The organism is Amycolatopsis sp. NPDC043887, assembly GCF_056435665.1.
In genome coordinates this window covers 108550-123588 of the sequence record NZ_JBWKEB010000013.1, presented here as the reverse complement: position 1 = coordinate 123588, position 15039 = coordinate 108550, and the positions used below count along the sequence as shown (strand labels likewise).

Annotated in this window: 9 protein-coding genes and 1 pseudogene; 6 read left to right on the top strand and 4 right to left on the bottom strand. The window is 69.1% G+C overall.

What is annotated here, in order from left to right:
- Nucleotides 1–106: 106 nt before the first annotated feature.
- Nucleotides 107–892, bottom strand: a complete 786-nt coding sequence (locus AC069H_RS30760) for an SDR family oxidoreductase (protein ID WP_478227177.1) — start codon at nt 890–892, stop codon at nt 107–109.
- Between the two features lie 65 nt (nt 893–957).
- Entirely contained in the window at nt 958–2709 is a 1752-nt protein-coding gene (locus tag AC069H_RS30755; protein WP_478234650.1) for a hypothetical protein, read from the bottom strand.
- A 391-nt stretch (nt 2710–3100) separates the two neighbouring features.
- Here AC069H_RS30755 and gltB point away from each other — a divergent pair, with 391 nt between their 5' ends.
- The 3 genes and pseudogenes from gltB to AC069H_RS30740 all read left to right on the top strand — a co-directional run.
- Nucleotides 3101–7669 (top strand): glutamate synthase large subunit, encoded by a 4569-nt coding sequence (gene gltB, locus AC069H_RS30750; protein WP_478234649.1) that lies wholly within the window; start codon nt 3101–3103, stop codon nt 7667–7669.
- Nucleotides 7662–9170 carry a glutamate synthase subunit beta gene (locus AC069H_RS30745; protein WP_478227174.1) on the top strand — a complete coding sequence of 503 codons (1509 nt, stop codon included), beginning with the start codon at nt 7662–7664 and terminating at the stop codon, nt 9168–9170. The genes gltB and AC069H_RS30745 overlap by 8 nt, the downstream gene beginning before the upstream one ends.
- Nucleotides 9171–9243: 73 nt before the next feature.
- Nucleotides 9244–9837, top strand: a pseudogene (locus AC069H_RS30740) (alpha/beta hydrolase); the annotation flags it as partial.
- Here AC069H_RS30740 and AC069H_RS30735 read toward each other — a convergent pair.
- A complete protein-coding gene (locus tag AC069H_RS30735) occupies nt 9838–10242 on the bottom strand; it encodes a hypothetical protein (protein ID WP_478234648.1) in 405 nt (134 codons plus the stop codon).
- Between the two features lie 176 nt (nt 10243–10418).
- Here AC069H_RS30735 and AC069H_RS30730 point away from each other — a divergent pair, with 176 nt between their 5' ends.
- The gene (locus AC069H_RS30730; protein ID WP_478227171.1) at nt 10419–11351 is read left to right on the top strand and encodes a trypsin-like serine peptidase; all 933 of its coding nucleotides are present in this window, start codon (nt 10419–10421) and stop codon (nt 11349–11351) included.
- A gap of 78 nt (nt 11352–11429) precedes the next feature.
- Nucleotides 11430–12821, top strand: a complete 1392-nt coding sequence (locus tag AC069H_RS30725) for a class II 3-deoxy-7-phosphoheptulonate synthase (RefSeq protein ID WP_478234647.1) — start codon at nt 11430–11432, stop codon at nt 12819–12821.
- A 75-nt stretch (nt 12822–12896) separates the two neighbouring features.
- Here AC069H_RS30725 and AC069H_RS30720 read toward each other — a convergent pair whose 3' ends face one another.
- Nucleotides 12897–14201 (bottom strand): wax ester/triacylglycerol synthase family O-acyltransferase, encoded by a 1305-nt coding sequence (locus AC069H_RS30720; RefSeq protein WP_478234646.1) that lies wholly within the window; start codon nt 14199–14201, stop codon nt 12897–12899.
- Nucleotides 14202–14423: 222 nt separating this feature from the next.
- Between AC069H_RS30720 and AC069H_RS30715 the strand changes: the two genes are divergently transcribed.
- The gene (locus AC069H_RS30715; RefSeq protein WP_340687703.1) at nt 14424–14933 is read left to right on the top strand and encodes a DinB family protein; all 510 of its coding nucleotides are present in this window, start codon (nt 14424–14426) and stop codon (nt 14931–14933) included.
- The last annotated feature ends 106 nt before the right edge of the window (nt 14934–15039 follow it).

The following is a 15039-nucleotide window of genomic DNA, read 5'->3' as shown; positions in this document are numbered from 1 at the left end:
GTTGACGAGCAGGGCGTCCTGCCACCGCGATAGCGGGGCCTTCGGCCAGGGCGGGTTCACGCGTATGGTCATTTTCCCGATATCTCTCAGCTCCGCCGACAGTCTCCTACAGATCGGGCAGGCCCAGCTCGAGGTTCGGGGCCTGCAATCCACCGTCGACTTCGATGATCTTGCCGGTGACGTACCGGCCCGCGCCCGACGCCAGGAACACGACGGTGGCCGCGATGTCCTCGGCCTCGCCGATCCGGCGCAGGGGAGTGGCGGCCTCCATCCGGCCGCGCAGTTCATCGTTGCCCACCACCACTTCGAGCGCGGAAGTCGCCACCGAGCCGACCGAGATCGCGTTCACCCGCACCTTAGGCGCGAGATCAGCCGCCGCGAGCCGGGTGTAGTGCGCCAGCGCGGCCTTCGCCGTCCCGTACGCGGCGAAGCCACGGCCGGTCACGCGGCCCATGACCGACGAGATGTTGACGACCGATCCGCCCGTCTCCAGCAGGGACGGGGCCGCCGCGACGGTCAGTGCGTGTGCGGTGGAGACGTTGAAACGAAAGGCTTCTTCGAGGAATTCGGCGGTGGTTTCCAGCAGCGGCCGGGGATAGGTTCCGCCGACGTTGTTGACCACCAGGTCCAGCCGCCCGAATTCCGCCGTCGCGATCCGAGCCAGCTCGCCCGCGGCGGCCGGGTCGCTCAGGTCGGCGGGCACCACGTGCGCGCGCCGGCCGGTGGCGGCGACCAGGGCCGCCACGTCGTCGAGCTGGGTTTCGGTGCGGGACGAGATCATCACGTCGGCACCGGCCTCGGCGAGCGCCACGGCCGTCGCCGCGCCGATCCCGCGTCCGGCGCCGGTGACCACGGCGACCTGGTCGGTGAGCCGGAAACGGTCCAGGATCATGCGCGGAACTGTAACACGTTCTAGTGGTTGCCGGTCCCGCTCGCGCGGAGCGGGACCGGCTCCGGCTAGCCGTTCACGATGAACGAGTAGTACCGCGGATCACCGAAATTGCCGTCGGCCAGGATCGCCTGGACTTCGAGCTGGTGTGGTCCGGCACTGGCCGGGGTGACCGTGATCGTCGCCGTCCCACCGGTCGCCGCGACCCACTGGGGCGCTCCGTTGTCCACGGTGTAGAGGAAATCGGTGACACCGGGGACCGCCGAGGAGAAGACGAACTCGCCCGGTACGCCGACCCCGCCGCCCGGCCGGCCGGCCGGATAGGTGGAACTGGTGACGACCGGGGCGGTGTTCTGCTCGATCCGATCCTCCCAGCGCTGGGATGTCCAGCCTTCCTTGGTACGGCTCGACACGACCAGGTAGGTCATCGGCTCCCGCGGGGTCACCGTGGTCGTCGCCATGCCGTCCGGCCCGGCCGGGACCACGACCTCACCGGTCCAGCCGAAGTCGTAGACGTACTCGACGACCCCCGGCATCGCGCCGGGAGTGAAGTCGAGGCGCAGCGGCTTGCCCACGGCGACGGCCTGGGCATCGAAGGTGACACCCGGCTCCGACGGTGTCGCGACGATGCCGTACGTCGCGCCGGGGCCGCGGTTGCCCGCCTTGTCCTGGCCCCAAGCACTGAAGGAGTCGAATTCTCGCTTCGGTGCGTATTGGACGGTCGCCACGCCGCCGGGACGGTCCGCGGCCACGTAGCCACTGCTGGTGCTGAAGCCGACGATGTCCTGATCACCCTTGGCGTCGATCGTGAAAGTGCCAGGGATGCCAACGGCGCCATGGCGTTCACCGCCGGGCGGGTACTCCGCGGACGTCACCACCGGTTCGGTGGCGGGCGCGACGCGGTCGACGACGAACGAACACGGAGCGCTGACGGGGCCGGTCAGGTCGCCGTCGATGCCCTGCATCGTCCACTGGTAGACCCGGCCTTCGGTGATGAAGTCGGCCGGGAGCGGAAGCCGGACACCGTGCGGTGACCCGGTCGGGAAGTCAGGGCCCACTTCACGCCGGTTCGCGGGGTCGTCGGCGGGCCAGACCGTCACGCGGCCGGAGACCGAGGACCGGTCGGGGTCGTCGACCCGGCCGTAGACCTCGATGGGGTTATCCGCCGTGTACACCGGATCCGCGGCGCACGGCTTGAGCCCGACGTGCAGGTCAGTCGGCACGGTCGGCGGCCGGTTGTAGTCGACGTAGAGATGCAGGCGGTTCTCGACGCGCCTGCCGTAGGCCGGGTCGAACTGCCGGTCGTCCGGCATCCGCAGCGCGAAGGTCACAGACTCCTTGCCCGCGGCGAGCGCGGCCGTGATCGCCTGTCCCGCGTCCCATTCGACGCGGTTCCACAGGCAGCCGCCCTGGGCGCCCGGGCCGGGAAGCTTGGTTCGCTCCTTCGGCTGACGCAGCCAGGTCGGCGCCGTCGCCGGGTCGGTGACCCACAGTTCGGTCGCACGCGGCTTGGTGCAGTCGTTGGCGGCGGTTTCGGTCGCGTACGCCTCGGCGTAGCCGATCGTGGCCCCACGATAGGGGCGCAGGTCGAAGGTGAAGTACGCCTTCGAAGCGTGGAACCCGCGGTCGGTCCAGGCGCCGACCGGAACGTCATTCCCGGTGGCGGTGAAGGACTTCGTCGGCGCCTTGAGGTCGATGTAGACGGCCGGCGCCGAAGTGGCCGTCTCGGAGGTGGCCAGCGCGGGCGTGGCCGAGAGCAGGGCGGAGAACGTGAGCGCGGCCGCGCCGAGCACAGCGGTTCTTCGGATCAACTTGAGCATCAAGCCCCCAGAGGTGAAGTGATTTCACCTCTAGGTCGATCTAGAGCGGTGTCAGGTTGCCGTGAAGCTCAGGATTGGGCCGGACGGCCTAATCGGCCCAGGGTTCGCGCCGGGCGCCCGGAGTGACTAGGGTCGCCTCACCGCGTCTCGTGACATCCCGGAACGGGACATATACTTAGCGGAACGAAGTACTGTGCCCTCATCAGGAACTGTGTCGTTCCGGGCGTCCAGATCGTTACCCATCGGCGGGCTTTCGCGACCGCCGAACTGATGCCGACGTGTTTCACAGGTGTTAAAGTCGCGCTAACGAACGGGCCATCGTCGTCCCGTGCGCATTCCCCCGGCCGGCCCCGCCCGGCCGCTGAGCACAGACGACGAAGGAGGTCCCTTCATGATCTTCTCCGCCATTCCAGGCAAACAGGGTCTCTACGATCCCGAATCCGAACAGGACTCCTGCGGTGTGGCCATGGTGGCCGACGTCCGCGGGCGGCGTTCGCACGGCATCGTCACCGACGGCCTGTCCGCGCTGACGAACCTCGACCACCGCGGCGCCGCCGGCGCGGAGCCGACCAGTGGTGACGGTGCGGGCATCCTGCTGCAGCTCCCGGACGAGCTGCTGCGGGCCGAAGTGGACTTCACTCTGCCCGAGGCGGACGCCGGCGGCCGGCAGACCTACGCGACCGGGATCGGTTTCCTGCCCTCGGACATCGAGGAGCGGACCAAGGCCATCGCCCTGATCGAGCGGATCGCCGGTGAAGAGGGCCTCGACGTCCTCGGCTGGCGTGAGGTCCCGGTCGACGCCGACCGCGCCGACATCGGCCCGACGGCGCGTTCGGTGATGCCGCATTTCGCGATGCTGTTCGTCGCGGGCGCCGAGGCCGACGGACGATGTCCCTCCGGGCTCGAGCTGGACCGCCTTGCCTTCTGTCTCCGCAAACGCGTCGAGAACGAGAGCGTGACCGCGGGCTGCGGCACCTACTTCCCGTCGCTGTCCTCGCGGACCATCGTCTACAAGGGAATGCTGACCCCCGAGCAGCTCCCGCTCTTCTTCGCCGACCTGACCGACACCCGGCTCACCAGCGCCATCGCGCTCGTGCACTCCCGGTTCTCCACCAACACCTTCCCGTCGTGGCCGCTGGCGCATCCGTTCCGGTTCGTCGCGCACAACGGCGAGATCAACACCATCCGGGGCAACCGCAACCGGATGCGCGCCCGTGAGGCGCTGCTCGAATCGGACCTCATCCCCGGCGACCTGACCCGCCTGTACCCGATCTGCTCGGCCGACGCGTCGGACTCCGCCTCCTTCGACGAGGTGCTGGAGCTGCTGCACCTCGGCGGCCGGTCGCTGCCGCACGCGGTGCTGATGATGATCCCCGAAGCGTGGGAGAACCACGCCGGGATGGACGCACAGCGTCGTGCGTTCTACCAGTTCCACGCCAGCCTCATGGAGCCGTGGGACGGCCCGGCCTGTGTCACCTTCACCGACGGCACCCTCGTCGGCGCGGTGCTGGACCGGAACGGCCTGCGCCCCGCCCGCTGGTGGCGCACCGCCGACGACCGTGTCGTGCTGGCCAGCGAGGCGGGCGTGCTCGACGTCGCCCCCGCGGACGTCGTGGCCAAGGGGCGCCTCAAGCCCGGCCGCATGTTCCTGGTGGACACCGAGGCGGGCCGGATCGTCGACGACGAAGAGGTCAAGTCGGAGCTGGCGAAGCAACTCCCGTACGAGGGCTGGCTGCACGCCGGTCTCCTGCAGATCGCCGACCTCCCGGACCGCGACCACATCGTGCAGAGTCACGATTCCGTGCTGCGGCGCCAGCTTTCCTTCGGCTACACCGAAGAAGAGCTGAAGATCCTCCTCGCGCCGATGGCGGTCAAGGCCGCCGAGCCGATCGGTTCGATGGGTTCCGACACCCCGCCCGCCGTGCTGTCGCAGCGTTCCCGGCTGCTCTACGACTACTTCAAGCAGAACTTCGCGCAGGTCACCAATCCGCCGCTGGACGCGATCCGCGAAGAGCTCGTCACGTCGATGAGCCGGATCATGGGCCCCGAGCGCAATCTGCTCGCCCCCGGCCCGGCCTCCTGCCGCCACGTGCAGCTGCCGTATCCGGTGATCGACAACGACGAACTCGCCAAGCTGATCCACATCAACGACGACGGCGACCTTCCCGGCTTCGCGTGCAGTGTCCTTTCCGGACTGTACGAAGTGGACGGTGGAGCCGAGGCACTGGCGTCCGCGATCGAGCGGGTCCGGCGCGAGGCCTCCGAGGCGATCGCGGCCGGCGCGCGCACGCTCGTGCTGTCCGATCGCGACTCCGACCACCGCATGGCGCCGATCCCGTCGCTGCTGCTCGTTTCCGCGGTGCACCACCATCTGGTGCGTACCAAAGAAAGGCTCCGCGTCGCGCTGGTCGTCGAGACCGGTGACGCCCGCGAGGTCCACCACATCGCGCTGCTGCTCGGCTACGGCGCCGCGGCGGTGAACCCGTACCTGGCCTTCGAGACCATCGAAGACATGATCTCGACCGGTGCCGTCACCGGCATCGAGCCCGCCAAGGCGATCCGCAACTACGTCAAGGCGCTCGTGAAGGGCGTCCTGAAGATCATGTCGAAGATGGGCATCTCGACCGTCGGCGCGTACACCGCGGCGCAGGTCTTCGAGTCCTTCGGGTTGAGCCAGGACCTGCTCGACGAGTACTTCACCGGGACGTCGTCGAAGCTCGGCGGCGTCGGGCTGGGCGTGCTCGCCGAAGAGGTCGCCACGCGCCACCGCCGGGCGTACCCGGACAACCCGACCGACCGGGTCCACCGTGGACTCGAGACCGGCGGCGAATACGCGTACCGCCGCGAGGGCGAACTGCACCTGTTCACCCCGGAGACCGTCTTCCTGTTGCAGCACGCGACGAAGACCGGCCGGGAAGAGGTGTACAAGAAGTACTCCGACGAGGTGCACCGCCTGTACCGGCAGGGCGGCGCGCTGCGCGGGCTGTTCTCCTTCCGTGAGGGCGCGCGTGAGCCCGTCCCGCTGGACGAGGTCGAGCCCGTGGAGGCGATCTTCAAGCGCTTCAACACCGGCGCGATGTCCTACGGCTCGATTTCGGCCGAGGCGCACGAAACGCTCGCCATCGCGATGAACCGCATCGGCGGCCGGTCCAACACCGGTGAAGGCGGGGAAGACCCCGAGCGGCTCTACGACCCGGCGCGCCGCAGCGCGATCAAGCAGGTCGCGAGTGGCCGGTTCGGGGTCACGAGCGAATACCTGGTCAACGCCGACGACATCCAGATCAAGATGGCGCAGGGCGCGAAGCCGGGCGAGGGCGGGCAGCTGCCGCCGAACAAGGTCTACCCGTGGATCGCGCGCACGCGGCATTCGACGCCCGGCGTCGGGCTGATCTCGCCGCCGCCGCACCACGACATCTACTCGATCGAGGATCTGGCGCAGCTGATCCACGACCTCAAGAACGCCAACGAGAACGCCCGCATCCACGTGAAGCTGGTGTCCTCGCTCGGCGTCGGCACGGTGGCGGCGGGCGTGTCCAAGGCGCACGCCGACGTCGTGCTGATCTCCGGCCACGACGGCGGCACCGGCGCCTCCCCGATGAACTCGCTCAAGCACGCGGGCACCCCGTGGGAGATCGGGCTCGCCGAAACGCAGCAGACGTTGCTGCTCAACGGTTTGCGAGACCGGATCACCGTGCAGGTCGACGGCGCGATGAAGACCGGCAAGGACGTCGTCATCGCCGCGCTGCTCGGCGCGGAGGAGTACGGCTTCGCGACGGCGCCGCTGATCGTCGAGGGCTGCGTCATGATGCGCGTCTGCCACCTCGACACCTGCCCGGTCGGCGTCGCGACCCAGAGCCCGGATCTGCGCAAGCGGTACACCGGCCAGGCCGACCACGTCGTGAACTACTTCCGGTTCGTCGCCGAAGAGGTCCGGGAAACGTTGGCGGCGCTCGGTTTCCGCACCCTCGACGAGGCCATCGGGCACGCCGAGATGCTGAACACCGACGAGGCGGTCGAGCACTGGAAGGCCTCCGGCCTCGACCTCGCGCCGATCTTCGAGATGCCGGCCGAGACTCCTTACGGCGGGGCGAAGCGGCGCACCCGGAACCAGGACCACGGCCTGGAGCACGCGCTCGACCGGACGCTGATCCAGCTCGCCGAGGCGGCGCTGGAGGACGCGCATCCGGTCCGGCTCGAACTGCCGGTGCGGAACGTGAACCGGACCGTCGGCACGCTGCTCGGTTCCGAGATCACTCGCCGCTACGGCGGTGAGGGGCTGCCGGAGGACACGATCCACGTGCTGCTGACCGGTTCCGCCGGGCAGTCGCTCGGGGCGTTCCTGCCGCGCGGCATCACGCTCGACATGGTCGGCGACGCGAACGACTACGTCGGCAAGGGCCTTTCGGGCGGGCGGATCATCGTGCGCCCCCATCCGGACGCGAAATTCGCCGCGGAAGGCCAGACCATCGCCGGGAACACGCTCGCCTACGGCGCCACCGGTGGCGAGATGTTCCTGCGCGGCCAGGTCGGCGAACGGTTCTGCGTGCGGAACTCCGGCGCGGTGGTCGTCGCCGAGGGCGTCGGCGACCACGCTTTCGAGTACATGACCGGCGGGCAGGCCGTGGTGCTCGGCCCGACCGGGCGCAACCTCGCGGCGGGCATGTCCGGCGGCGAGGCCTATGTGCTCGACCTCGATCGGGGCAAGGTCAACGAGGAGATGGTCAACCTCCTGGCTCCGTCCTCGGAAGACCTCGCCTGGCTCAAGAAGACCGTGCAGAAGCATTACGACCTCACGCGTTCGGCCGTGGCCGCGTCGCTGCTCGGCGACTGGCCGCGTCGCTCGGCGGCGTTCACCAAGGTGATGCCCCGCGACTACCAGCGTGTCCTTGACGCGGCGAAGGCGGCGCGTGCCGCGGGCCGCGACGTCGACGAAGCGATCATGGAGGCCGCTCGTGGCTGATCCGACGGGTTTCCTGAAGTACGACCGTGAAGAGCCGAAGAAGAAGTCCAAAGAGGACCGTCTCGCCACCTGGGGCGAGGTGTACGCCGACGTGGAGCCCGCCGAGCGCAACGAACAGGTGCGCAAGCAGGCTTCGCGGTGCATGGACTGCGGCATCCCGTTCTGCCATTCCAGTGGTTCCGGCTGCCCGCTGGGCAACCTGATCCCGGAGTGGAACGACCTCGTGCGCCGCGGCGACTGGGCCGCGGCGAGCGACCGGCTCCACGCCACCAACAACTTCCCCGAATTCACCGGGAAGCTGTGCCCCGCGCCGTGCGAGGCGGGCTGTGTCCTGTCGGTCTCGCCGCTGTCCGGCGGCCCGGTGGCGATCAAGCGGGTCGAGCAGACGATCGCCGACCAGTCCTGGGAAGCGGGCTACGTGCAGCCGCAGGTCTCGGCCGTTTCGTCGGGGCAGCGGGTCGCGGTCGTCGGCTCCGGCCCCGCCGGGCTCGCCGCCGCGCAGCAGCTGACCCGCGCCGGCCACGAAGTGACCGTCTACGAACGGGACGATCGCCTCGGTGGCCTGCTGCGGTACGGCATCCCCGAGTTCAAAATGGAGAAGAAGGTCCTCGACCGGCGGCTCGCGCAACTCCGCAAGGAGGGCACGAAGTTCGTCACCGGCTGCGAGGTCGGCGTCGACCTCACCGTCGAGGAACTGCGGGCGGGCTACGACGCGGTGGTCCTCGCCGTGGGCGCGCTGCGCGGCCGCGACGACAAGACCACGCCCGGACGTGAGCTGGCCGGGATCCACCTGGCGATGGAACATCTGGTCCCGGCCAACAAGTACGTCGAGGGCGACGGCCCGTCGGCGGTGGACGCGGCGGGCAAGCACGTCGTCATCATCGGCGGCGGCGACACCGGGGCCGACTCCTATGGCACCGCGACCCGTCAGGGCGCGCTTTCGGTGACCCAGCTGGACCAGTACCCGACGCCACCGTCCACAAGGGACGACGAGCGGTCGCCGTGGCCGACCTGGCCGTACATCCTGCGCACCTATCCCGCGCACGAAGAGGCGGGCGAGCGCAAGTTCGCCGTCGCGGTCACGCGGTTCATCGGTGACGACGAGGGCAACGTGCGCGCGGTCGAGCTCCGTCAGGTCCGCGTGGTCAAGGACCCGGAGACCGGCAAGCGCATGGTGACCCCGGTCAACGACGAGGTCGAGGAACTGCCCGCCGACCTCGTGCTGCTCGCGATCGGCTTCGAGGGTGTCGAGCACATGCCGCTGCTGGACGGGCTCGGGCTCTCCCTCACCAAACGCGGCACGCTCTCGTGCGGCGCGGACTGGCAGACGGAGTCGCCCGGCGTGTTCGTCTGCGGTGACGCGCACCGCGGTGCGTCGCTGGTGGTCTGGGCGATCGCCGAGGGACGCTCGGTGGCGAGCGCGGTGGACGCGTACCTGACCGGTGCTTCGGACCTGCCCGCTCCGGTGCACCCGACGGCGCTGCCGCTCGCGGTGGTCTGAGCCCGGACAGCGTAGCGTCTCGTGAGTGGTGAGGACGGTTAGAACCGTCCTCACCACTCACGAGGCCCAAGACCAACGTTTCGCGGACGGCTTCGATGACCGCTTCGGCGACTTCACGGCTTGGGCGTCGGCGCGGGAAATCCGGACCGCCACCTGGGGAGCCCTTTACGACGACGCGAGCTTCCCCGGTCTCGCCGAGCTATGGTCGGCTCCGGCAACGAAGGCACAGGGTGGGCCGCTCGACGCCGACAATCACGCCGCGCTCCGGCTCCAGGTGCTCTGCAACGACTCCGACTGGCCGGAAAGCGTGCGCTACTGCCAGAAGGCGGTCGAGCCTGCCCTCGTGACGCACCCGATTTTCGGCCAGGCCGCCGCCAACATCACCCCCTGCGCGTTCTGGCCGGTCGAGCGCCGCGAACCGCCCGTGCGGATCCACGACCGCGGACCGTCGAACATCCTGCTGGTGCAGAACCTCCGCGACCCGGCGACTCCGCTCGTCGGCGCCCGCGAAATGCGATCGGCACTGGGCGCGCGGGCGAAGTTCGTCACCGTGGACGCCGGCGGACATGGCGTCTTCACCATGGGGAACGCCTGCGGGAACGACGCCGTCGTGCGGTATCTGCGGGACGGCGTCCGTCCGGCCGCCGATACGCACTGCCCGGCTTGATCAGGAGAACAGGAAGACGATCAAACCGATCCAGCCGAGGCCGCCGACCAGCATCCCCAGCAGGACCCCGGCGGCGGCTTCGGCGAAGGTGTCTTCGCCCAGCCTCACGCGTGCCCAGCCCATCCAGGCCACCAGCAGTCCGCCGAGCAGCATCACCGGCCCGAGGGTGAACACCAGCACGGTGACCGCAGCGGATTCGGGCGACGTGTACAGGGAGATCCCGAAGCCGGATCGGCGCTTGACCGACCACCCCACGGCGAGAGTCACGAGCGCCGATCCGGTCACCGCCAGAAGCGACGGCCAGACGAGGCCACTGGCATCACCGAGGACGACCACGATCGGTGTCAGGAGTGTCCAGGCGATCGGAGCCACAACGTGCGTGCCCAGCCGGGCGAAGCCGTTCACGGATATCCCCACGAGCAAGGCTAACCCGCCCCGTTTCGCCGTATCTGGGCCGAACGGCCCATACGCCACCTCGGATGCGGCCGAACGGCCGCTTGTACGCCCGGCAGCAGGACAAATACTTTCGAAATGTCGTGCAAGTCATACGGCAATTCACCGGTGGCGAAAGGTGGTACGCCATGAAGAGGACGGCTTCCCGGACGGGGATCCTGGCGGCGCTCGTCGGGCTGGCGGTGACGGGGCTGACAGCCGTCGCGAGTCCCGCTCACGCCGGACCGGTCCAGCATCAGGCAGCGACCGACGCACAGGCGGTGGCGGCCTACTGGACGCCCGAGCGGATGCGATCGGCGGTGCCGATCGAACAGCTGGTCCAGGCGCCCGCTTTCACCCCGAAGGACGTCGCGAAGGGCAAGAGCACGGTCATCCAGAGCATTCCCAACGGTGGCGGCGCGTGGACCGGGGCGGGCAAGGTCGTCCAGACCGCGGGCCGGGTGTTCTTCACCATGGGCGGGCGGAACGCGTCGTGCTCCGGTGACGCGGTCACCAGCACGAACGGCAGTGTCGTGATCACCGCCGGGCACTGCGTGAAGTACCAGGGCGCCTGGCACACGAACTGGACCTTCGCGCCCGGCTACAACAACGGCAACACGCCCTACGGCACCTGGGCCGCGAAGAGCACGCTGACCACTCCGCAGTGGGAAGCGAGCGAGGACATGAACTACGACATCGGCGCGGCCGTGGTCAACCCGCTCAACGGGCAGAAGCTGACCGACGTCGTCGGCGCGCAGGGGATCGCGTTCAACCAGGCGCGCAACCAGTCGATGTACACGTTCGGGTATCCGGCGGCGGCGCCGTACGACGGCTCGAAGCTGATCTACTGCAGCGGGAGCACGATCACCGACTTCCTGCTCACCAAGGACCACGGGATGAACTGCAACATGACCGGTGGTTCGAGCGGCGGCCCGTGGTTCCTCAACTTCAGTGAGGCGACCGGCGCGGGTGTCCAGGCCTCGGTGAACAGCTTCGGCTACAACTTCCTGCCGGGTTACATGTTCGGCCCGTACTTCGGCACGGACGCGCAGAACCTCTACACCAAGGCGCAGGCCGCTTGATCAGCCCGCCGCCCGTCCACCTTTTGGGACTTTCGTCCCGGTGGGCGGGCGGCTTTCGGCGCGGCATATCCTGGTCCGGTGAACTGGACAGTGGACGTTCCCGTCGACACGCTCCCCGAACTGCCTCCTCTGCCTCCCGAGCTGCGTGATCGGCTCGACGACGCGCTTTCCCGGCCCGCGGCGCAGCAGCCCGAATGGCCGGACGCCGAGCTGACGAAGCGTGTGCGTGGCGTGCTGGAGAGCGTGCCGCCGATCACGGTTCCCGCCGAGATCGACCGCCTCTCCGACCGGCTCGCCATGGTCGCCCGCGGCGAGGCGTTCCTGCTCCAGGGCGGTGACTGCGCGGAGACGTTCGAATCGAACACCGAACCGCACATCCGCGCCAACCTGCGCACCCTGCTGCAGATGGCCGTCGTCCTCACGTACGGCGCCAGCCTGCCGGTGGTGAAGGTCGGCCGGATCGCGGGCCAGTACGCGAAGCCGCGTTCGGCGTCCACCGACGCGCTCGGCCTGCCGGTGTACCGCGGCGACATCATCAACTCGCTCGTCGCCAAGCCCGAACTCCGCGTGCCCGACCCGGGCCGGATGATCCGCGCCTACGCGAACGCGGGCGCCGCGATGAACCTCGTCCGCGCGCTCACCGGCGCCGGCATGGCGGACCTGCACCAGGTGCACGACTGGAACAAGGACTTCGTGAAGTCCTCGCCCGCCAGCGAGCGCTACGAGGCGCTGGCCTCGGAGATCGACCGCGGCCTGCGGTTCATGTCGGCCTGCGGCGTCACGGACGCCTCGCTCCAGTCCACCGAGATCTTCGCCAGCCACGAGGCGCTGCTCCTGGACTACGAGCGCTCGATGCTGCGGATGGACCGCGCGGACGCGGCGAACCCCAAGCTGTACAACCTGTCCTCGCACTTCCTGTGGGTGGGCGAGCGGACCAGGCAGCTCGACGGCGCGCACATCGCCTTCGCCGAACTGCTGGCCAACCCGATCGGGCTCAAGATCGGCCCGACGACCACGCCGGAGCAGGCCGTCGAGTACGTCCGCCGCCTCGACCCGCGCAACGAGCCCGGCCGCCTGACGCTGATCGCCCGGATGGGCAACGCCAAGGTCCGCGAGGTGCTGCCCGCGATCGTCGAGAAGGTCGAGGCGTCCGGGCACAAGGTCATCTGGCAGTGCGACCCGATGCACGGCAACACGCACGAGTCGTCGACGGGCTACAAGACCCGGCACTTCGACCGGATCGTGGACGAGGTGCAGGGCTTCTTCGAGGTGCACCGCAAACTCGGCACGTACCCGGGCGGCATCCACGTCGAGCTGACCGGTGAGGACGTCACCGAATGCCTCGGCGGCGCGCAGGAGATCTCGGATCTGGACCTTTCGGGCCGCTACGAGACCGCGTGCGACCCGCGCCTGAACACACAGCAGTCGCTGGAGCTGGCGTTCCTGGTCGCGGAGATGCTGCGCGGCTGACCTGCCCCCTTACGCGCGCTATGAAAGGTCCTTTCCTTGCAAATTTTGCAAGGAAAGGACCTTTCATAGCGTTCGCTAGGCGGTGTCCAGCAGTCGCGCTGCCGACTTGAGTACCCCGTCTCGCAGCGAACCCATGTCCGAGACCGCCGCCCCGTTCGCCTGAAGTCCGATGTGGACCGAGTCGCGATAGGTCGCCACCGCGATCCCGACCGCCTGCCGCGGCGCCAGCGGCACGAACGGGTACACGCCGACGACCTTCGTCCCGTCGAGGGTGAGCCGGTTGGGCGGCACCGGCACCGTGGTGATGACGAGGTCGAACAGCAGTGGCGCGGCCAGGCCGGCGGCCTTCGAACCGAGCCGGTGCAGCATCGGCGGCATCCGGTCGGCGAGCAGCGGGAACGCGCCCGCGCCCCGTGCCGGGCCCGCCGCCTTGTTCCGGCTCATTTCGCGTTGGACGGCCAGCAGCCGCTCCACCGGATCGTCGAGGCCGATCGGCAGGTCGCAGAGATAGCCGGACAGCTTGTTCCCGCCGAGTTGCTCGGCGGAGCGTCCGCGCACGCTGACCGGGATGAGCGCCCGCAGCGTCCGGTCGTCGGCGCGCTGGCCGCGGTTGATCATCCAGTCGCGCAGCGCGCCGCTGAGGATCGCCAGCACGACGTCGTTGGCGGTCCCGCCGTGGGCCCGGCGGATCCGCCGGATCTCGGCGGTGTCCAGCCGGACGAGGCCGAGCCGTCGTTCGGTCGACGGCGGCGCGCTGATCGGCGACAGCGGCGAACGGGTCGCGCGGACGACCGAAGACGCGATCCCGGCCTGGGTCAGCGTCGAGCCGACGGCTTCCTTGACAGCGTCCACAGGGGACCGAGGTGCGGGCGGCCCGGACCCGCCGTGCGGACGCCTTGGCGCGCGGGGGAGTTCGTCGAGCAGGCCCACGGCGACGGCGTACGCGCCCGCCCCATCGGTGAGCGCGTGGTGCAGTTTCAGCAGCAACGCGAACTCGCCGTCCGGCAGGCCGGTGACGAGATGCAAGTCCCACAAGGGTTTTCCGGTGTCGAGCGGCCGCCCCATCCAGCGCGAGGCGTAGGCGGAGAGCGGGTCCGGTTCGTACAGGGAACTCAGGTGATGATGTGAAATATGTTCACTGGCAACGAAATCCGGGTCCTCGGCCCAGATGGCGGCGCCGGGCGGGAACAGCGCGGTGCGGGGGCGCTGACGCAGCTTCGGGAGCCGTGCGGCCCGCTCGGCCAGCAGCGCGGTCAGCTTACGCGCGTGCACCTGCCCGTGCGGCCGGAAGGTGACCACCGCGCCCATGTGCATGGGCGTCGTTTCGCTTTCCAGGCAAAGGAAAGCGACATCGAGTGCGCTCAGCTGGGGGCCTGACATCAGTGACCTTTCTCGGAACCGGCGGCGATGGGCACAACTGCACCAGCCTGACATGACGAGCGGGTGGTCGTCATGTTTCAGGGGCGCTAACTACCGCTGGTTTCACTCGAACGATGGGATCACGTTCGGACATGGACCACGGCTGTGCGGCAGATGGTGGACAGTGCGTCCTGGGGTAACTCGTTAGCGGATCATCCGAGGAAACCGGCAGACTGCACCACCATGACCGACGAACCGAAGCGCCCCGAACCGCCGCTCACCGGCGACGAGCGCACGCAGCTGAACGGCTTCCTCGACTTCCTCCGCGCCACTGTCGTGTGGAAGTGCTCCGGCCTCACCGACGAGCAGGCCCGCCGTCCGCTCGTGCCCAGCGAACTGACCACCGTCGCCGGCCTGCTCGGGCATCTGACCCTCGTCGAGCAGTACTGGTTCAACGTCGTGCTCAACGGGCAGGAGGACGTCTGGAAGGAGGCGCTGGAGGCCGATCCGGACGCCGAGTTCCGGGTCGCCATGCAGACCCCGATCGAGCAGCTGATCGCCGCCTACGAGGCCGAGTGCGAGCGGAGCCGCAAGATCGTCGCCGCGATGGGGCTGGACGACGAGGTCCCCTTCCGCGGCGATCGCAAGGTCAACGTCCGGTTCGTGGTCACGCATATGATCGAGGAGACCGGCAGGCACGCCGGCCACCTCGACCTGTTGCGTGAGCTGACCGACGGTCTCACCGGGGAGTGAGGCGGACTGGACCCCATGGCATCGAGGGGTGTCGCGAAAGCCACTTTCGCGACGTCAGATGTCCTGAAAGTGGCTTTCGCGACATGACCGCTGCATCGGTGCCCGT

What these genes read in the sequence shown, in the direction of transcription:
- AC069H_RS30760 (WP_478227177.1), bottom strand. Translation starts at nt 892, where the DNA reads ATGATCCTGGACCGTTTCCGGCTCACCGACCAGGTCGCCGTGGTCACC.
- AC069H_RS30755 (WP_478234650.1), bottom strand. Translation starts at nt 2,709, where the DNA reads ATGCTCAAGTTGATCCGAAGAACCGCTGTGCTCGGCGCGGCCGCGCTC.
- gltB (WP_478234649.1), top strand. Translation starts at nt 3,101, where the DNA reads ATGATCTTCTCCGCCATTCCAGGCAAACAGGGTCTCTACGATCCCGAA.
- AC069H_RS30730 (WP_478227171.1), top strand. Translation starts at nt 10,419, where the DNA reads ATGAAGAGGACGGCTTCCCGGACGGGGATCCTGGCGGCGCTCGTCGGG.
- AC069H_RS30720 (WP_478234646.1), bottom strand. Translation starts at nt 14,201, where the DNA reads ATGTCAGGCCCCCAGCTGAGCGCACTCGATGTCGCTTTCCTTTGCCTG.
- AC069H_RS30715 (WP_340687703.1), top strand. Translation starts at nt 14,424, where the DNA reads ATGACCGACGAACCGAAGCGCCCCGAACCGCCGCTCACCGGCGACGAG.